Genomic DNA, 19,031 nt, shown 5'->3' on the forward strand with positions numbered 1-19,031 from the left:
TAATGGTGCAGCGGCGTCAGAGTTGCACGCGCAGCGTCGCGCGCAGGTCGCGGCCGGCGAGCGGGGCATAGTCCTTGAGCACGCTGGCGTGGCGGCGCGCCTCGACGTCGAAGATGTTGTTCGCCGAGAGCGTCAGGCTGGTGTTCGAACTCGCGCCGAACGGCTTCCAGGCGAGCGAGGCGTTGACCAGAGTGAAGCCCGCGGTCGGGGTCTCGAAGGCGGCGATCCGCTCCTGCGCGAAGCTGTGCTCGACTTCGACGCGAGCGTCGAGCGCATCGGACTGCGCCTCGATCCCGCCCATCATGCGCAGCGGCGGAATGCGGGGAACGGGGCCCTGATCCACCACTTCGGCACGGACGTAATCGGCGAGCGCATCGGCGTTGAGCGTGAAGCCGCCGACGGTGCCGAGCCGCGCTGAGCCTTCGACTTCGAAACCATAGTAACGCGCGTCGGCCTGGTTGTACTGGAACACCGGAAGATCGTCCTCGACTGCGCCGGTGGGCGCGTCGAAGATATAGTCCTTGAACCAGCTGTAATAGGCGGCCGCCGAGAGGTTCCAGCCGTCGCCCGAACCCTTGAGCGTGGCCTCCGCGCCCCAGGCCTTTTCGGTGGTGAAGTCGGGATTGCCGATCTCGAACGCCTGGGTGCCGGCGTGCGGGCCGTTCGCGAAAAGCTCCTCCGCCGTGGGCGCGCGCTCGCTGCGCGACAGGTTGAGCCCGAAACGCAATCCGCTGCCCAGCGCATAGCTGGCGCCCAGCGATGCCGAGAAGCTGTCGAAACTGCGGTCAAGCAGCGGATTGCCGATGTCGGCATCCGCCTGCGCCCGAAGGTCGTTGTGCTCGTAGCGCAGGGCGCCTTCGGCCTTCAGCGCGCCGAAGTCGAGCGACTGGAGCGTGAACAGCCCGTACTGGTTGCTCTCGTTGCGCGGCAGGAACTTCTCGTCGCCGACGATGCGCGTGGTCCGCGTCGAGAATTGACCGCCGCTCACGCCTTCCCAGCGGCCGTGCGTCTCCTGCACCAGCTCGAGCCGCCCTTCGAAGCCCTGGCTGTAGAAGGTCGTGCCGATTTCGCCGGTGTCCGAAATCTCGCTGTGCTTATAGTCGGCGGCGGCGAGGCGCATGCGGATCTGGTGGATGCCCGCGGTCTCGGTGGTGATTTCGCCGCGCGCGTCGAAGCGGGTCTGCTGGGCGTGGAGGCGCACCTGCTCGGCCTCGACGGAGGGATCGAGCGAATAGCGCACCGGAACGCCGTAGAGGCTGTCGTAGTGCGACACCGAAAAGCCCAGATTGCCGCGCTCGTCGACGATCGCGGCGCCACCGGCCACGTCCCAGGTGCGCGCGGCGGTGTTGGGGATTTCGCCCTCCAGGTCGGCGAGTTCGCGGATCGCTGGATCGGCGCTGGCCGCCGCCTGGGCGCGGAGCGCGGGGGCGAGGACATGGCCGCCCGAGCGCAGGTCACCAGACTTCATGTAGCTCCCGTCGGCGTGGAGCACGATCTTGCCCGCGGCGGGCACATCGGCCGACCCGGAAATCGTGCGCTCGTCGGCGGCGCTGCCATAGCCGGCGATGCCGTCGAAATGGAGCGGGCTCTCGGCCATTTTGCGCGGGATGCGGCTGTCGATGACATTGACCACGCCGCCGATCGACGAAGGGCTGAACAGCAGCGCGGAGGGGCCGCGCAGCACTTCGATGCGGTCGGCGGTCAGCGGATTGATGATCGCGGCGTGATCGGCCGAGGTATTGGACACGTCGATGCTGCCGATGCCGTCGATCAGCAGCCGCGCGCGGTCGCCGGTGAAGCCGCGCAGCACGGGGCGTGAGGCATTGGGGCCGAAGGACGTCGCCGACACGCCCGGCTGGGCGGCGAGCGTCTCGCCGATCGTGGTGCGGCGCTCACGGCTGAGCTCTTCGTTGGTAAGCACGGCGGTGCCGCCGAGCACGTCCGCGGCTGCGCGGGCGCGCGTGCCGGTGACGACGATTTCCTGCTCGGGCTCGTCATGGTCCTGCGAGTCGGCCGCCGGAGCATCGCTCGCCGTGGGGGCGGGCTTTTCCTCGGCATGGGCGGGGAAGGCGATCAGTGCGGCGGACGCGAGCAACAGGGTACGCAACATGGACGGTCGGGACCTTTCGGTGTGCAGTGCGGCGACGCGGTAACGGCGATGATATAAAGTATCAAGAGCTTTTCGGTGAACCGTGCGGCCGCAGAGGAACCGCGTGGAGCGGGGGGCATTGGTGTGTGTCCCCGCGACGCCCCCGCGCCGCCGAGTTCGAGGCACATGTCGCGATGACCCTCCCGGCCCGCAGGATCGGCGTCCTCACCTTCCACCGCTGCATCAACTACGGCTCCTATTGGCAGGCGCGCTGCCTGGCCGAGGGGCTGCGCGGCTATCGCGCCGAGACCGAATTGCTCGAGCACGAGTCGCCGCAAGTCACGCGCGCCGAGTGGCGCTGCGCCTTCCAGCCGCTGCTGCCGCGCCGCACCGCGCGCGAGGATTTGCCGCGCTACGGCGCCAAGGCGCGCAAGTTCCTCGCCGCCTTCGATCGGCTGCCGCGCTCGCGCCCCTTCCCGCTCGACCGGCCCGAGGAACTGGGGCCGCAGGAGACGGTCGTCGTCGGTAGCGACGAGGTGTGGAACCTCCGCCACCCCTGGTACGGCGGCAAGCCGATCTTCTACGGCCAAGGGCTCACCGCCGCGCGGCTGGTCTCCTATGCCGCGAGCTTCGGCAATCACGACGCCTCGGCCGGGCTGGGGCCCGACTGGGCGAGGAGCCTCGATCGCTTCGACGCGATCTCGGTCCGCGACGAGAACTCGCGCCGGCTGGTGCGCGACGCCACGGGCCGCGAGCCGGCGCTGGTGCTCGACCCGGTGCTGCAGTTCCCGCCCCGCGCAGAACCCGAAGCAGCCGAAGCGCCCTATGTCGCGGTCTATGGGCACAGCTTCCCCGGCTGGTACGCCGAGGCGGTGCGGCGCCGGGCGAGCCAGGCGGGGCTGCGGCTGCTCAGCATCGGCTACCGCAACGACTGGGCCGACGAGCACCGGATCGAGGCGGGGCCGGAAGAATTCGCGCGGCTGATCGCGGCCGCCGCCGCCGTGGCGACCAACTTCTTCCACGGATGCGTCTTCGCGTTGGCAAACGCCAAACCCTTCGCCTGCGTCGGGTCGGCTTATCGCTCGAACAAGCTGCGCGATCTCACGCAGGGACTGGGCGCGGCGCGGCACCTGGTGGAGGAGGATACGGGCCCGACGCGCATCCCGGACCTGCTCGCCACGCCGCTCGATGCCGCGATTCCCGCGCGCATCGCCGAGCTTCGCGCGCATTCAGATGCCTATCTGCGCCATGCGCTCGCCTGACCGCGCCGCCGCGCCGGTGAGCCGCCGGCAGATCGTGGACTCGGGCCTGTGCATCGGCTGCGGCGCCTGCGCGCATGCCGCGCCGGACGGGCGGATGGACTGGGATGCGCACGGGCTGCTCAAGCCGCGCGGTCCCGATCGCTGGCTACGCGCCCCCGACGCCGCACTCGCCCGCACCTGCCCTTTCTCGCCCGCGTCGGCGGACGAGGATGCGATCGCCTTGGCCCGCTTCCCCGATGCGCCTGCAGCCGACTCGCGCATCGGCCGCTTCGAGGCCGCCTATGTCGGTCATGCCGAAGACGCGTTCCGCATGGGCGGGAGCTCGGGCGGGCTGGTGAGCTGGGCCGCGGCCGAGCTGCTGCGGCAGGGGCTCGTAGACGGCGTCGCGCATGTCGCGCCCGCCGATCCGGAGCGGGAAGGGCGCTTCTTCGCCTATCGCATCGCGCGCACGGTCGACGAGGTCCGCGCCGGCGCCAAGTCGCGCTATTATCCGGTCGAGCTTTCGCGCGTGCTCGCCGAGATCCGGGCCACGCCCGGCCGCTATGCCGTTGTCGGCATCCCCTGCTTCATCAAGGCGATCAACCTGCTCCGGGCCGAGGACCCGCTGCTCGCCGAGCGGATCGCGTTCACGCTCGGCCTCTTCTGCGGCCATATGAAGAGTGCGCGCATGGTCGAGAGCTTCGCCTGGCAGCTCGGCGCCGATCCGGCGGCGGTGCGGGCGCTCGACTATCGGATCAAGGATCCCGGCCGCCCGGCCAATTGGTATCGCGCGCATCTGGAGCTGCGCGACGGAAGCACGCGCGCGCAGGACTGGTGGCACCTCGCCGACGGCGACTGGGGTGCGGGCTTTTTCCAGAGCCCGGCGTGCAGCTGGTGCGACGACGTGGTCGCCGAGACCGCGGACATCGCGTTCGGCGACGCCTGGGTAGAGCCCTATTCGTCCGACGGGCGCGGGACCAATGTCGTGATCGCCCGCTCGCCCGCACTCGCCGCGCTGGTCGCCGAAGGAATGGGGCAGGGGCGGCTGCAGCTGGAGCCGGTGGATGCGGATTTCGTCGCGCAGACTCAGGCAGCAGGACTGCGCCACAGGCGTGAGGGCCTCGCCTGGCGACTGGCGCAGCCGCGCGCGGGGCTGCAGCCGCGCAAGCGCGTCCGGCCGGGCAAGGCCGGCCTGCCGCTCCGGCGGCGGCTGATCTATCGGCTCCGCCGCGAGATCGCCGAGTGGAGCCACCGCATCTTCCGCCTTGCGCGCCTGCTCGGTAGGCCCGGCATTTACATCGGCTGGGCTCGGCTCGCGCTGGCGACCTATCAGGGCGTTACTTATTCGCGAGGCCGGATCGGGACCGTCATCGATTGGCTGGAGCGGCATTTCCTCGCGAAGAGCCGAGATTTGTCTGCGTAATTCACTGCGATTGCGGGATCCAGTACGCACTTGAAAATGCGGCAAAAATGTTCGGCGTAGTGCCGCTGCGGGACGGAATCGCTGCAGGCGCAGCGCCATTGTCACATTTGTCCGACGAACGGGTTGCAACTCTGCGAACGCATGGTACTCTTAGAACGTGAGCGATCATTCCATATGATGGGACATATGGATTCGGGCTCGAAACGCATCGAAGCATAAGCCCCGGCCCCAGGGGGACAAAAAAAGACAATCCGGGTCGGACACAGGGAGAGGGTACGAAATGGCAATTCGATTCAACGCGCGCCGGCGCATCGGCGCGACTGCGTCCTGGACGGTGTTGGGCCTGTTGTTGGCCTGCGGCAGCGAGGCGATGGCGCAGACGGCGCCGGCCGCCCCGGAGACCGACGCCGCCGCGCCGCAGACCGAATCCATCGGTGACGAGGATGCGATCGTCGTCGTCGGCAGCCGCGCGAGCCAGCAGTCCGCGATTGATCGCAAGAAGCGCGCAGCGACCGCTACCGACTCGATCGTCGCCGACGACATCGGCTCCTTCCCCGATCGCAACGTCAACGAAGCCATCTCACGTATTCCCGGCGTCGCGCTGAACCGAAACGAGTTCGGTGAAGGCGAAGGCGTAGCGGTGCGCGGCAACGGTCCGGCGCTCACGCGTGTCGAGCTCGACGGCGTCGGTGTTCAAGCAACCAACAGCCTCGCAATCGATGGCCAGAGCAGCCGTGGCGCCGACATGCGCGAGCTTCCCGCAGAGCTGGTCAAGAGCGTCGACGTGGTCAAGGGCTCGACGGCCGACATGACCGAAGGTTCGATCGGCGGCGGCATCATCATCAAAACGCGTAGCGGTCTCGACTTCAAGAAGCCCTATTTCTCGCTGAGCGCGGGCGCCGGGCAGAATTCGCTGGGCAAGGACTGGACGCCGAATTTCAACGGCGTCGCGGCGGGCCGATTCTTCGGTGATCGGCTGGGCGTGATCGTCAGTGGCAACTATTCGAAGCTGCAGAACAACAGCCACGGCTTTGAGACCACCACGAGCAATAATCGTGGCTATGCCCGTCAATACGATTTCGACAATTCGCCTGAAAAGACCTTCAGTTTCAATCCCGACACCGTCGGCACCGACGCCGCGGACGTGGCCTTCGCCAACAGCACGGCGCCCGGCGGCGGCGCACTGACGCCACGCAAGCTTATCGAGCTGGCTGCAGGTGCGACCAGCAAGGAGCAGTGCTTCCAGATATTCCCTCACCTTGCCACGTCCGCCAGCGCCGGTGCGCGCAGCCAGCGTATCCTGGAGCAACAGACCTGCCTGAATCAGTGGAACGACTATACGCCGTCGCTGATCCGCAACTTCATGAACACCCAGACCGACGAACGCTATGCGTTCGACGGGCGGCTCGACTACCGTGTCACCGACGAGTTGACCGTGTATGCCAAGGGTACGATCACCAACCGCAAGGTCCACGATCAGAACCGCAGCCGCAATCCGGTCACGCTGTTCAACCCGAACCCCGCCGGCAGCTTCGTCGTCAACGGCACGGGCAATCCGCGCACCCGCACCCTCTCGCCCAATGTGCCGGCGGGCTATTATCTGTTCGATCCGCAATATGGGCTGAACAACGTCGGCAACGCCGCCGTGCTCGGCAACGTGCTGAACGTCGTACCGAACAGCGTCGTCGTGGATGATGCGCACAACGTCACGCAGATGATGGTGACCAACAATTCGGTATCGATCGACCAGATCGAGAACCGGATCGATTCGAAGACGCGCTATGCGCAGATCGGCACCGAATATCGGGGCGAACGGCTCGAGATCGACGCCATGGCCGGCCTCACCACGGCGGAGACGCGCCGGGGCGACATGCGCACCTCGCGTTCCTACACCTATGGCGATGCGCTGTTGACGCTCCAGCCCAACGGCCTGTGGGATATCGATCTGCCGGACAACTACGACGAGACCAATCCGGCCAATTTCGTCCAGCCGCGCCCCGCTTCATGCATTTCCGGCGGCGGTACCGATCCGGCCACCTGCGTCGGCCAGGCCGCGGTGGCCGAGGGCCCCAATGGCCCGGCGACGCCCCAGTATCTGGTTTCGCAGATGCCGCTGACGACGCCGAGCTTCGGTGTCTCCTATTCGCCGCGCATCGGTGAATCGCGTGAGAAGATCGCCAAGCTCGACGTGGCGTACAAGACCGACGAGCTGCTTCCGTTCATCACGCGCATCAAGGTGGGCGGGATGTACCGTGACAGCCGCATCCAGCGCTGGGGCGGCGGTGGCTATACGGCCGTGTCACAGGTCGGCACCTATGGCCAGCCGGGCTATGTTCCGGCGATCATCGTCCCGGTCGCGCAGGTCCGCGGCACGCTGCGCGCCTGTCAGCCCACCCCGGGTTCGTCCGCGCCCGGCGGTCTCTCGTGCAACTATGGCTTCGTGCCGAGCACCAACCCGTTGAACATCCGTTCGGGCGTGGACACGCTCACGCCACAGGAGCTCCAGGATCTCTTCAGCCGGACGCTCGAGAACAGCGATTCGGAATATTTCGGCGATCTGCCCAACCGCGGCAACCTGCCGCCGGCGTGGCAGGGCATCCGCACCGACGAGCTCTTCGCTGCGCTGGGTGCCTCGCAGTTCCTGAACTTCGATTGTGTGAAGTCATGCATGGGCAGCGACGGCCAGATGTACGACCAGCCGGTCACGCGGGCCAGCGAGACGACCAAGAACGTCTATGCGATGATGGATTTCGAGCAGCAACTGCCCTGGGGCCTGCTGTTCAATGGCAATGTGGGCATCCGCGGCGTGTTCCGGAGCGTAAAGTCGTCTGGTCTCCAGACGATCACGGCGAACCGCGTCACCCCCTCGTACGATCCGAACAATCCGGACGCCCCGGCCGGCTTCACTACCCAGTCGTTCAGCCAGATCATCAACACCAGCTCGAGCACCAACGATTGGCTGCCCAGCGTCAATCTCAATCTCTGGGCATTCGACGAGAAGGTCGTGTTCCGCCTCTTCGGGGGCAAGACGCTCGCCGCGCCCACGCTGGAGAACATGGTCCCGGCCGGCACCTGCACGGTGGACGAGCGTTCGGTGGTCGATCCCTCGGGTGAGGACATGTACGGCTGCTCGGGCCGCGTCGGCAATCCGGGGCTCAAGCCGTTCCTGGCCTGGAACTACAACGCCAGCCTCGAATGGTATCCCAACGCCGATACTATGTTCTCGGTCGCCTACGGCAAGCTCGACGTTAAGGTCGGCAATCCGATCCAGGTCACCAAGAGTGCCTTCCCGTTCGCAGGTAGCGACGAGATCGATCCGATCACGGGCCGGCCGCTGTCGGAGATCGAGTTCAACTATCCGACGTGGGATAACGGACCGGGCTACAAGCGCGACATCTGGGAGTTCTCGGCCAAGACAGCGTTCACCTTCCTGCCCTGGTTCCTGAAATACACCGGCGCGGACGGCAACATCTCTATTCTAACCTCCTCGGTGACTTCGGGCCAGCAGGATCCGCTGACCGGCGACTTCATGCTGCCACCCGACGAGTCGAAATATTACATCAACGCCTCGCTCTGGTATGACGACGGCAAGCTCAACCTGCGCGCCGCCTATCAGAAGCGCAGCGAACGCTTCACCTGCATCACGCCATGCGGTGGCAACAACATCGATATCAACTATCCGGGCGAGCAGTGGACCAACGTCCGCCTCGTCGCGCCGGGCTATAATCCGGGCGTGCCGCGGTTCATGGACGGGTCGACTTTCATCGACCTCAAGGCCTCGTACAACATCACGCGCAACTTCCAGGTCTTCCTGGAGGGCCGTAACGTTACCCGCGAGGCGCAGACGACGTCGACCGGCGACTATGTGCGCTTCGCCGACGGGACGCCCCGCGTCATGCGCATGACCTACTCGGGCCGCCGGATCATGGGCGGCGTGAAGGTGCAGTTCGGCGGCGGTCGCTAAGCGGCCGACTGCATGAAGGCCGGGCGGTTCGCCGCCCGGACCCCGAGGATGGCGCGCCGGAGGGGCGGGGTGTAGAGCATGGGGCTCGAAGGCCCGCCGCTCCGGCGCGATCCTTTTGTCGACAGGGAGGCGTACCGATGCATCGCAGCCTGTTCTTTCTCCCGCTTCTTGCCGCCGCGACCGGGTGCGCCACGCCGCCCGAGACCGCCTCTGCCTCCCGGACGGGGGATTCGTGCTTCTGGGCATCGCAGGTCCGCGGCTTCAGCGACGCCGGGCGCAATCGCGCGCTGGTGCGCGTCGGCGCGCGCGACATGTGGGAGCTCACGGTCTCGCCGGGCTGCCCCGGCATCGACTGGGCGATGCGGATCGGCATCCGCGCGCGCGGCGGCGAGCGGATCTGCACCGGCCGGCCGGCGGAACTGCTCGTTCCCAACGCCAGTGGTCGCGGCATGCAGCGCTGCCTGGTGACCAACGTCCGCAGGCTCTCGCCCGAGGAAGCCGCGGCAGCGCGCGGGCAGACGCCCGACCGGTAGCGCATGGGTGGGCTGGAAGTCCTGTCGCTCGAGGCCGGCGCCGGCGCGGCGCGGGCGCTGCTCGATCGCTCGGTGACGGGCGCGGTGGAAGTCCCGCGGCCACCGCTCGACTCGCTGCCCTATCGCGACTTCGTGCGCGCGCTGCTGGGGCGGCAGGGATTCAGGCTGGACTTCAACCGCCTTGCGCCCGACGCGGCGCTGGCAATGGTCTCCGACCAGCTGCTGGGCCCCGGGGCGTTCGCGCGCGAGCGGGAGCTGCTTGCCGAAGACATTTCGGCGCTGGCGGATTTCGCGGGCGCGTTGGTTGGGGCGCGGGCCTCGGTCTCGGTACGCACCTTCTTCGCGCCGGGCGATCTGGTGTGGCACCTCGATCGCGTGAACGACGCGGCCGCCTTCCGCCTGCTCTGGCCGCTCGGCCGGCCGGCGGGGATGCGCGTGACTCCGTCGGACAACATCGATGTGGGGCTCCACCGGGCCTATATGCGGCGCGAATATCCTTTGCTTTGCCAGCTCGACACGCGCGTGATGCGCTCGGGCGCGACGGTCGAGGCGTTGTGGGCGCACCGGCCCGAGCAGCTCGCTGCGATGACCAGCGGGCGTTTCCCCTTCGTGCGCGACCCGGCGGAGGAATATGAAGTCACGCCGGGCGCGGCGAGCATCCATCGGGTGGAGACGCCGACGCAGCCCGGAACCTACCACCGCTCCTCATGGGGCAATCGCCATGCGCCGGGGCTGCAGGTGGTGATCACGGCGACTGCGGACTGATGCGGCTGCGGCGGCTGGGACGGACGGGGCTAGCGGTCTCCGAATGCTGCTTCGGCACCGCCGCGCTGCGGAGCGCGCCACGAGCGGGGGCCGGGGCGGCACTGGCGCGGGCGATAGGGCTGGGCGTGAACGCAATCGAGCTCGACGCCGGCGACGGCGATGCCGTGGACCTGGTTGGCGAGGTGCTGCGGCGCGAGCGCGCGGGCCACCGCGTCCATGTCTTCGCACGGGTGTCGTCGCCGGTCCGCTTCGACCTGCCCTCGCCGCACGTGCCCGCGGACCAGGCCTATCCGGGTCGCCACATCCGCGCCGAGACCGAAGCGCTGCTCGCGCGCCTGGGTGTCGAACGGCTGGCGCTCCAGCAGCTCCACGCCTGGTGCCCCGAATGGCTGCACGAGGGTGACTGGCGCGAGACGCTCGAGGCGCTGCGCGGTGAGGGAAAAATCGCAGGGGTCGGGCTGTCGCTCTTCGACCATGACGTGCACGCGGGGTTGGAGGCAGTAGCCTCGGGTGCGGTGGACTCGGTGCAGGTGATGGTCAATCTGTTCGACCAAGGCGCCGCGGCCACGCTCCTGCCGCTCTGCCAGCGCCACGATGTCGGCGTGATCGCGCGCGCGCCGCTCTATTACGGCGCACTCACCGATGCCGGGGGGCTGGGCCGCTTCGCGTATGACGACTGGCGCGGCACCTATTTCTACCCGGCGCACCGGCATGAGACCGAAGCGCGTGTGGCGCAGCTTCGCGGCGAAGGCGCGTCGGTAAGCGAACTTGCCTTGCGTTTCGCGCTCTCGCACCCGGCCGTGTCGACGGTCGCGGTGGGCATGCGCGATACGGCGCAGGTCGAGGCCAATGTGCAGGCGCTGGGGCGCGGACCTCTCGATGCGGGAACCCGCGCATCGCTCGTCACTCACAAGTGGCTGTGCTGATCCGACGGTTTTTCGCGTCAGATAGCATTGCTCCCGGGCGGAGGCCTGCTAGGAACCCTTTGAGCGAAGGGGATATTGCCGATCGGGCAGGGGAGAAACCAGCGCGCAATGGAAGACTTGTTACTCGACAACGATATAAGGTCCGGGATCGCATACGGGCTTATCGCAATCATCGTAATGGCAGTCGTGGCTGGGGCGCTCGTGTATCGCCGCCGCGCCAAATGGCGTAAGCTGCGGCTTGCCGGAGACGCACGCGCCAAGCATCCGCCGCGCCGTTAGCCGGCAACGGGCCTCAGTTTGCCTGGCGCGCGCCGGGCGAACTCGGCCTAGGTCAGGCAGTTACCGTCCTGGCATTGACGACGACATCCTCGAAACGCAGCCCGCTCACCCCGGAAGCCGCGAGCTTTCCGTCGCGCAGCGTCACGTCGATATCCTGCAGCAGGATGTCGCTGATCGTCGTCTGTCCGGGATTGGGGCTGATCATGCCGAACGCCCCGAAACGGCCCCTGATGCCGATGAGCCGCACGCCGCGCACCACCGACTGCGGCGGCGCCGCGCCGCGCAGGTCCTTGTACTGGCTCCACGGCTGGATCGCGAGGATCGTCCCGCCCTCGCTGTCGAGCGTGATGTTGCGGATCGTGATGTCCTCATAGCGCTGCGGCGTATCGGGACGCAGCTTGAGCCGCGTGAGGACCATGTCGCCGGTCACGCGGCAGTCCTCGATCACCACGTCGCGGATGATCGTCGCCTCGCTGCCGCACGAAAAGGCCTGGTGCCCGCGCCGGAAGTGGCAGTTGCGCACGCGGATGGTCTCGACCGGCGGGCTCGACTTGTCCTGGAGCGCGAAGGGCCCCTTGGAGCCCTTGGCGGCGATGCAGTCGTCGGTGACCGAGAACGTGCAGGAATCGATCGTCACTCTGCGGCAGCTGTCGAGATCGATCCCGTCCGAGCTGGGCGCCTGCTTGTAGTCGTCGGGCACCTCGAAGCGCGCACCGCGGACCAGCACGTCCTCGCAGTCATAGAGGTGGAGGTTCCAGAACTGCGAGTCCTTGAAGGTCACGCCCTCGATCGTCACGCCGCGCGAATTCTCGATCAGCGCGAGCCGGGCGCGGGGAAGGCCGATGTTGGGGAATTCGCCGGGAACGGGCGCGGCGTTGCGGCGCTTCCAGAATTCGTCCCAGATCGGCCGGCCGGCGCCGTCGAGCGTGCCGGGGCCGCTGATCCGAAGCCCGTGGCAGCCCTTGGCATTGATCAGCGCAGGCGTGAAGGCTTCCTCGAAATGCCCCTCGATCCGCGTCCGCTGGCGCGGGAAATGCGCCATGTCGGTGGTGCAGCGAAGCACCGCCCCCTGCTCGAAGCGCAGGTGCACGCCGGGCTTGAGGAACAGCGCGCCGCTGACGAACACGCCCTTGGGCACCACCACCGTGCCACCGCCGTGTGCAGCGAGACGATCGATCGCCCCCTGGATCGCGCGGGTGTTGACCGTCGCGCCATCGGCACGCGCGCCGAAATCGGTGATCCGCGCCTCGCGGGGGCGGGTGGCCCGCGCCGTGGTGGCGAGGAAGGGCAGCGCGAGTGCCGATAGCGTGAACCGGCGGCGGGTCTGGCGTGCGGGCATGGCGTGTCCTTTCGGGTTCAGGCGCCGCAGGGGCGAGCCGAGGCCTGGGCCTCGATGAGCGAGACCGGGCCGAGCAGGCCCGACGGCGCGGGGACGACCTTGTCCTGGTCCTGCGGCTGGAAGCGCTCGCCGTAGCGCAGGTTGAGCAGGCGATAATCGGCGGGTGCGCGCCCGGCGAGGGCGTTGAGCATCGTGTTCGAAACCTCGACCTCGAGCAGGTTTTCGCCGGAACGCAGCGCGCCGGAGACGTCGAGGCGATAGGGCGGCGCCCACACCGCCCCCACGCGCGCGCCGTTGAGCCGGACGATCGCCGCGTCGCGGACCGGGGCGTCGATCGCCGCCAGCGGTCGCGCCGCGCTTTCGCCCTCGGCCCGCGCGCGCGGGATGGATTGACCGAAGTCGAGCGCCAGGCATTTGCCCGCCGCCGGGTTGGCCGTGAAGCGCAGGCTGTAGGTCACGGTGCCCGAATAGTGGCGCAGCGCCGGGTCCGCGGCCCAGGAGCCGAGTGCGGCGATCGCCTGCTCGCCCTTGCCCGGCACCGCCATGCGCCACGCGCCGGCAAGCGGCTGGACCGAGGCCGCGGCGGCGGCAGGCTGCGGGCGGGCATCGCCACGCCCCTCGAACACCAGGAAGCGCGACTCATAGGGGGCGAGCTCGATCGCGATGTCGCCGCTGCCCGCCGGCCAGCGCTTGCCGGTCATCGCGTCCCACCAGCTGCCGTTGCCGCGGTCGCCCAGGAAGCGCGCGCTGGTACGGAGCGGCACATTGCCGGTGTTGGCGACGAAATAGAGATCGCCCTGCGCCAGCTTGCGATGGACGAAGCCGAACGCCGGATTGGGCTGCGCCAGGCGCACGTCGGGGGTGGTCGCCTGCGCCACTGCCTGCCCGAGATCGGCCTCGCTCGCGACGACCGTCACTTTGCTCTTCAGTCGCTGCGACAGCTTGCGCACCGCCGCGCGTGCGGCATCGTCGCGCAGGCCGCCGGCGGTCGTCGGAAGCCCGCCGATCGCGATCACCTTGCCGCCCTTGCGCGTCCAGCGCTCGATCGCGGCATAGGCGTGGGCATCGATCCGCTCGATGCGCGGCAGCACCAGCACGCGATGCCGGAAGCCCGGCGCGGAGACCCCGCGCGCATCGACGAAGTCGAATTCCTGGCCTGCGTCGAGCACCTGCGCCACCATCGCTTCGGAGATACGGCGCTTCATCGCATCGTTGACCGAGGCCGAGCGCGGATCGAGCGCGGCGAGCACGTCTTCGCTCGGCAAATAGATCGCGACGGCGTTCGCTGGTTCGCCCTGCCGCAGCAGGTGCGATGCGCGCTGCAGATAGCGCGTCACGTCGGGCATCACGCCGAACCACGGATTGTGATCGTTGAGCGCGGCGGCGGCATAGAAGGCCCAGCCCGGCTCGGGCGTGCCCGGCGGCGTATAGGGCCAGCCATGGCCGATCAGCTGGTTGATGCCCTGGAGGAAGTGCCGGTCCGCCTCGACCTTCATGTCGAGCGGAGTTGCCGCCCAGGCGGGCGAGTGGAGCCAGGTCCAGGTCTCGGACGATACCACCGGCCTGCCGTAGAGATGAGCCGCCGAGGTCGCCCAGCGCGTGGAGGTGAACGCCCGCCAGTCGGCGCCTTCGCCTTCGGGCAACGCGACGCGCCCGTTGCCCGAGAGCAGCACGGGCGGCGTGCCATAGGCCTGGACGCGGAAGCGCGTGCCATGGGCCTTCGTCCAGGTGTCGATTGCGCCGAGATAGCGTTCCTCGGTCAGCTCTGCGAGCGTGCGGCCCCAGTCGTAGCGGATGTCTGCGCTCTCGGGCGTGTCGAGGAACAGCGACGGCAAATGCGGGAGCAGGTCATAGCCGCGGCGCTTGCGGAACTCGGCGGGCAGATCGCCCGTCCAGCTCGATCCATAGGCCTCGAGGCTGTCCGAGAAGAACGCGTATGGCGCGGCGATCCCGTCGAACGCCTTGAGCAGCGGCTCGCCCACCACCTCGAGGTGATGCGCCACCGCGCTCGCGTCCATGTGGTCGAGAACGAAGCCCTCCGCTCCGACGGCGGCACGCTTGACCTGCTGGCCGGTGCGGCCGGCGACGAAGATCAGCGCCTCGCGCGGCTGGTCGCTCGGCTGGACGACGGTGCGTCGACCATCGATCGTCAGCGGCACCAATGGTCGCGCGGCCCCGGGCGCGGCGGTGACGGGGCCGATCATCGCGGAGATCAGGCTCTCGCCCGGGCCGGTGCCGGGTACCGCGAGGTCGGTGGCGCCCGCCGGCACGGGCACGCGCACCATGCGGATGTTGGCCGCCGCCTGCGTCACGGGAACATGCGGCCCGCCGAAAGGCCAGCCGCTGCCGCCGGTCACGTCGATCCGCATTCCCTCGGCCTGCGCGGTCTGCGCGGCGTGGCGGAGCGCGGCGAGGAAGTCGGCGGAGAGATAGGGGAGGTTGCGCACGCCCCTGGACGCGTCGTCGGGGGAGAGCGGATAGACCGGCTGGACTTCGAAACCGCCGAAACCGCCGACCTTCATCGCGCGAATCTCGCGGTCGATCCCGCCATTGTCGACCGCGGGGCCGAACCACCACCAGCGCATCATCGGCTTCGCGTCGGCAGGGGGCGCGACGAAGGATTGCCAGAGCGCATCCTCGCCCGCCGGCGCCTGCGCTTGCGCCGGAGCCGCGGCAAGCACCAGCGCCGCCGCGCCGGCCAGCAAACCTGTTCGCATCCTCAAGGCTCCCCTCCCGCGCTTTTCACCAGCGCTTATCCTTTTCATGCGTCCGGGATTTTTCGAAGTCTAGGGGACCAGGGTCGTAAACATGAAGACGCCGAAGATGACGAGATGGACCACGCCCTGCAGCACGGTGGTCCGCGCCGTGCCGAGCGAGAGCGTGCTGACCAGCAGCGTCAGCCCGAGCAGCACGATGCTGCGCGGGTCGAGCCCCAGCGCCAGCGGCAGGCCGACGTAGAGCGACAGCGCGGCGACGGCCGGAATGGTGAGGCCGATCGTCGCGAGCGCCGATCCCAGCGCAAGGTTGAGGCTGGTCTGAAGCCGGTTGGACGAGGCGGCGCGGATCGCGGCGATGCTCTCGGGGAGCAGCACCAGCCCCGCGATCACCACGCCGACCACGGCATGCGGCGCGCCCGCCGCGGCGACGCTGCGCTCGATCGAGGGTGCCAGCGCCTTGGCGAGCAGCACCACTTCGGTCAGGCAGACGATCAGCAGCACTGCCGAAAGCAAGGTCTGGCGGCCCGAGGGGGGCGGCGCATGCGCGTCGGGGTCCTGTGCCGCCACGTCGGCGGGGGGCAGGAAGTAGTTGCGGTGGCGCATCGTCTGTACCGACACGAAGGTCAGGTAGAGCAGCAGCGACACCACCGCGACGAAGCCGAGCTGCGCGGGCGAGTAATAGGGGCCGCCCGCCGAGATGGCGAAGTTCGGCAGCACCAGCGTCAGCACGGTCAGCGTGCACAAGGTCGCCAGCGAAGCGCTGACGCCGGTCTGCTGGAAGTCTTGTTCGTGATGGCGCAGCGCGCCGACCAGGATGAAGGTGCCGACCAGCGCATTGAGGATGATCATCACCGCGGAGAAGACCGTATCGCGCGCGAGCGTCGCAGAGCCTTCCTTGCCCTGCAGCATCAGCGTCAGGATCAGCCCGGCCTCGATCACCGTCACCGCGAGCGCGAGGAGGAAGGTGCCGAAGGGCTCGCCCACCTTGTGCGCGATGATCTCGGCATGATGCACCGCCGCCAGCACGGTGAGGATCAGCACGGCGCCGAGCAGCAGCGCCGGAAAGGTCAGTGCATCGCCGAAAACGAGGCTGAGCGCCCCGAGCAGCGGCGGCATCCAGATCCAGGTGTAACGCAGTCGCTGCATGGGCTTATCCTATTCGCGGTGGCGCCGGTATTTCAACGACGCTCGCGAATTTGCGAACGCCTCATTTGAGCGGCCGTTTCTCGAGCTTGCGGGCAAGGGTGCGGCGATGCATCCCCAGCCGGCGCGCGGTTTCGGAGATGTTGAAGCCGGTTTCGGCCAGCGTCTCGTTGATCATCTCCCATTCGCGCGTCTTGATCGAGGTCTCGCGATTGGTGATCGGCACTTCGGCGTCGCCGCCGGCCTTGCCGAACGCGGCCTCGATGTCGTCGGTGTTCGACGGCTTGACGAGATATTGGCAGGCGCCGAGCTTGATCGCCTCGACTGCGGTGGCGATGCTCGCATAGCCGGTGAGCACGACGATCAGCATCGCCGGGTCGGCGGCGTGGAGCCGCGCGACGCAGGGCAGGCCCGAGGCATTGCCGAGCTTGAGGTCGACCACCGCCCGGTCCGGGGTTTCCGCTTCGAGCAGCGCCTCCAGCTCGGCCGGGCTCGCCGCGACGCGCACCCGGTAGCCGCGCCGCTCGAACGAGCGCTGGAGCGTGCGCGCGAAAGTCGCATCGTCCTCGACGATGAAGAGGCTGGATTGGTCCATGTCAGCGCGCCTCCTGCGAAATGACGAGCGGCAGCAGCAGCCGCACCTCGGCGCCCCCGCCGACGAGGTTGCGCGCCTCGAGCCGTCCGCCGAGCCGGCGCGCGACGTTGCTGGCCAGGAACAGCCCCAGCCCGTGCCCCGCGCCCTTGGTCGACTGGAACAGCTGGCCGAGATGCGCCAGCGTCTCGGGCGCGAAGCCGTCGCCCCAGTCGCGCACTGCGATCGCGAGCATCGAATCCTCGATCTCGGCGGAGAGGCGCACGCCGGCGGGCGAGGCCTCGGCGGCGTTGTCGAGCAGGTTCCACACTGCCTGGCGAAGCGCAGGGTCGACCGCGATGACCGCACCGTCGGCACCTGCGGGGCGATAGTCGAAGGGCAAGTGCGGCTGAGTCGCCCGCCATGCCCCGGCGATCGCGTCGAGGAAGTCCTCCGCCGCCATCCGCTCCATCGCCTCGCCGCGCGGCTGGCCGGCGGAGTGGAGGATGTCGGAGACGATCGCCTTGCAGCGCTGCACCTCGGTCTGCATCTCCTCGACTTCGGCGAGCAGCTGCGCGTCCTCGGCGATCTTGGGCTCGCGCCGCCAGTCGGCGAGGATCACCGAAAGCGTGCCGAGGGGCGTCCCCAGCTCGTGCGCGGCGCCCGAGGCGAACAGGCCCATCCGCACGATACCTTCCTCCTCGGCGGCATGCTGGCGCAGGTCGGCGACATGGGCATCGCGCGCGCGCAGGTTGCGGCTGATGCGCACGATGAAGAGCACGAGCAGCCCCGCGACCATCACGAACCCGATCCAGCGTCCGATCGCGAACAGGTCCGCGCTGTCGGCAACGAGCCCGGTCGGCAGCGCAAGCGGGACGTGCCGGACGATCAGCAGCGCATAGCTCAGCCCCGTCGCCGCCAGCAGCAGCGCAACGGCCGGGGGCGGCAGCAGGATCGCGCCGAGCACGACCTGGAGCAGGTAGAGCGAGATGAAGGGATTGGTCGCGCCGCCGCTGAAATAGAGCTGGAGCGTGAGTGCGCCCATGTCGAGCAGCAGCGCGATCAGCACGTCGCTCTCGCGCACACGGTGGCGGAGCATCGCCATGGTCGCGAGCAGGTTGGCCGCGGCGAGCGCCAGCGCCACGCCGAGCATCTCGACCACCGGCAGGTGCACACCCAGCCCGAAATGGACGAGCAGGATGGTGAGCGTCTGCCCGACGACCGCGATCCAGCGCAGCTGGATGAGCTGGCGCATGTTCTCCGCCGCCGCGGTCTCGGCCGAGGGGCCGCTCGGCCGGCCGGCGCGCCGGAGCGTGAGCGCGAGGAGCGGCGCGTCGGTCATCGCGGAGTGCGGGTGCGCAACAGCAGGAACGCCCCGGCCGCGCTCAGCCCGGCGAGCGCGAACCAGGTGAGCGCATAGACGAGATGGCTGTTGCGGAAATGGATCACGGTCAGCCCTCCTATCGGATAGCCGCCCGGGTTGGGAGCCGCGTCGGCATCGACGAAGAAGGGCGCGACGACGCCCAGCCCGCGCGCCTCGGCGATTGCCGCCACGTCGCGCGAGTACCAGCGGTTCGCCGCGGGATCGTTGGAGCGAAGCAGCGTGCCCTTGGGCTCGCTCGCGCGCATCAGCCCGGTGACCGTCGCCGTGCCCGGGACCTGCCCCCCGAAGCGGCTGGCCGGGACGCGTTTCTCGGGCGGCACGAAGCCGCGGTTGATCAGCACCAGCCCCTGCGGCGTGCGAAGCGGAGTCAGCACCCAGAAGCCCGGCCCGCGCTCGGTGAGCGCCTGGACCAGAGTCTCGCGGTCGTGGAGGAAGACGCCCTGCGCGCGGACGTGGCGGTATTCATAGTCGCGTCGGTCGAGCGCGGCCCATTGCGCCGGTTCCGGAAGCGGGGCGGGGGCCGCATGGACGCGCGCATCCACGCGGGCGATCAGGTCGAGCTTCCACTGCAGGCGCTCGACCTGCCAGACGCCCAGCCCCCCGAACCCCAGGGTGCAAAGCAGCGCCAGCGCAATCAGCAGCGGGCGCTTCACGCCT

The 19,031-nt window shown here is 68.7% G+C and carries 13 protein-coding genes; 6 read left to right on the forward strand and 7 right to left on the reverse strand.

The features are described 5' to 3' along the window. Positions 1-16 precede the first annotated feature (16 nt). Entirely contained in the window at positions 17-2,110 is a 2,094-nt protein-coding gene (locus J7500_RS16175; RefSeq protein WP_294062988.1) for a TonB-dependent receptor, read from the reverse strand. Between the two features lie 173 nt (positions 2,111-2,283). On the opposite strand from J7500_RS16175, the gene J7500_RS16180 reads away from it, so the two are divergent. The 6 genes from J7500_RS16180 to J7500_RS16205 all read left to right on the forward strand — a co-directional run bounded on the left by J7500_RS16180 (position 2,284) and on the right by J7500_RS16205 (position 10,941). After that, the gene (locus tag J7500_RS16180) at positions 2,284-3,351 is read left to right on the forward strand and encodes a polysaccharide pyruvyl transferase family protein (protein ID WP_294062989.1); all 1,068 of its coding nucleotides are present in this window, start codon (positions 2,284-2,286) and stop codon (positions 3,349-3,351) included. Then, positions 3,338-4,753, forward strand: coding sequence for a Coenzyme F420 hydrogenase/dehydrogenase, beta subunit C-terminal domain (locus J7500_RS16185; RefSeq protein WP_294062991.1), 1,416 nt, complete (start codon positions 3,338-3,340; stop codon positions 4,751-4,753). The genes J7500_RS16180 and J7500_RS16185 overlap by 14 nt, the downstream gene beginning before the upstream one ends. A gap of 280 nt (positions 4,754-5,033) precedes the next feature. Beyond that, positions 5,034-8,717: a TonB-dependent receptor gene (locus J7500_RS16190; RefSeq protein ID WP_294062992.1), complete on the forward strand. Its 3,684-nt coding sequence runs from the start codon at positions 5,034-5,036 to the stop codon at positions 8,715-8,717. Between the two features lie 137 nt (positions 8,718-8,854). Next, positions 8,855-9,250 (forward strand): DUF6491 family protein, encoded by a 396-nt coding sequence (locus J7500_RS16195; protein ID WP_294062993.1) that lies wholly within the window; start codon positions 8,855-8,857, stop codon positions 9,248-9,250. Between the two features lie 3 nt (positions 9,251-9,253). Next, positions 9,254-10,015 (forward strand): hypothetical protein, encoded by a 762-nt coding sequence (locus tag J7500_RS16200; RefSeq protein ID WP_294062994.1) that lies wholly within the window; start codon positions 9,254-9,256, stop codon positions 10,013-10,015. Beyond that, positions 10,015-10,941 carry an aldo/keto reductase gene (locus J7500_RS16205; RefSeq protein WP_294062996.1) on the forward strand — a complete coding sequence of 309 codons (927 nt, stop codon included), beginning with the start codon at positions 10,015-10,017 and terminating at the stop codon, positions 10,939-10,941. The genes J7500_RS16200 and J7500_RS16205 overlap by 1 nt, the downstream gene beginning before the upstream one ends. A gap of 331 nt (positions 10,942-11,272) precedes the next feature. Here J7500_RS16205 and J7500_RS16210 read toward each other — a convergent pair whose 3' ends face one another. From J7500_RS16210 to J7500_RS16235, 6 genes are all read right to left on the reverse strand, one after another. Next, positions 11,273-12,559, reverse strand: coding sequence for a glycosyl hydrolase family 28 protein (locus J7500_RS16210; protein ID WP_294062998.1), 1,287 nt, complete (start codon positions 12,557-12,559; stop codon positions 11,273-11,275). 17 nt (positions 12,560-12,576) lie between these two features. After that, a complete protein-coding gene (locus tag J7500_RS16215; RefSeq protein ID WP_294062999.1) occupies positions 12,577-15,276 on the reverse strand; it encodes a glycosyl hydrolase in 2,700 nt (899 codons plus the stop codon). A gap of 69 nt (positions 15,277-15,345) precedes the next feature. Further along, positions 15,346-16,422 carry an ionic transporter y4hA gene (locus J7500_RS16220; protein WP_294063001.1) on the reverse strand — a complete coding sequence of 359 codons (1,077 nt, stop codon included), beginning with the start codon at positions 16,420-16,422 and terminating at the stop codon, positions 15,346-15,348. Between the two features lie 61 nt (positions 16,423-16,483). Next, the gene (locus J7500_RS16225) at positions 16,484-17,014 is read right to left on the reverse strand and encodes a response regulator transcription factor (protein WP_294063002.1); all 531 of its coding nucleotides are present in this window, start codon (positions 17,012-17,014) and stop codon (positions 16,484-16,486) included. Between the two features lies 1 nt (position 17,015). Continuing rightward, entirely contained in the window at positions 17,016-18,332 is a 1,317-nt protein-coding gene (locus tag J7500_RS16230) for an ATP-binding protein (protein WP_294063003.1), read from the reverse strand. After that, on the reverse strand, positions 18,329-19,027 hold the full coding sequence (locus tag J7500_RS16235) for an SURF1 family protein (RefSeq protein WP_294063004.1): 699 nt from the start codon (positions 19,025-19,027) through the stop codon (positions 18,329-18,331). The genes J7500_RS16230 and J7500_RS16235 overlap by 4 nt, the downstream gene beginning before the upstream one ends. Positions 19,028-19,031: the final 4 nt, after the last annotated feature.

The organism is Sphingomonas sp., from assembly GCF_017744835.1.
Lineage (GTDB): Bacteria > Pseudomonadota > Alphaproteobacteria > Sphingomonadales > Sphingomonadaceae > Sphingomonas.

Bases quoted from the DNA above. Each gene is read 5' to 3' on its own strand.
- J7500_RS16175 (WP_294062988.1), bottom strand. From the start codon at position 2,110: ATGTTGCGTACCCTGTTGCTCGCGTCCGCCGCACTGATCGCCTTCCCC.
- J7500_RS16180 (WP_294062989.1), top strand. From the start codon at position 2,284: ATGACCCTCCCGGCCCGCAGGATCGGCGTCCTCACCTTCCACCGCTGC.
- J7500_RS16185 (WP_294062991.1), top strand. From the start codon at position 3,338: ATGCGCTCGCCTGACCGCGCCGCCGCGCCGGTGAGCCGCCGGCAGATC.
- J7500_RS16190 (WP_294062992.1), top strand. From the start codon at position 5,034: ATGGCAATTCGATTCAACGCGCGCCGGCGCATCGGCGCGACTGCGTCC.
- J7500_RS16195 (WP_294062993.1), top strand. From the start codon at position 8,855: ATGCATCGCAGCCTGTTCTTTCTCCCGCTTCTTGCCGCCGCGACCGGG.
- J7500_RS16200 (WP_294062994.1), top strand. From the start codon at position 9,254: ATGGGTGGGCTGGAAGTCCTGTCGCTCGAGGCCGGCGCCGGCGCGGCG.
- J7500_RS16205 (WP_294062996.1), top strand. From the start codon at position 10,015: ATGCGGCTGCGGCGGCTGGGACGGACGGGGCTAGCGGTCTCCGAATGC.
- J7500_RS16210 (WP_294062998.1), bottom strand. From the start codon at position 12,559: ATGCCCGCACGCCAGACCCGCCGCCGGTTCACGCTATCGGCACTCGCG.
- J7500_RS16215 (WP_294062999.1), bottom strand. From the start codon at position 15,276: ATGCGAACAGGTTTGCTGGCCGGCGCGGCGGCGCTGGTGCTTGCCGCG.
- J7500_RS16220 (WP_294063001.1), bottom strand. From the start codon at position 16,422: ATGCAGCGACTGCGTTACACCTGGATCTGGATGCCGCCGCTGCTCGGG.
- J7500_RS16225 (WP_294063002.1), bottom strand. From the start codon at position 17,014: ATGGACCAATCCAGCCTCTTCATCGTCGAGGACGATGCGACTTTCGCG.
- J7500_RS16230 (WP_294063003.1), bottom strand. From the start codon at position 18,332: ATGACCGACGCGCCGCTCCTCGCGCTCACGCTCCGGCGCGCCGGCCGG.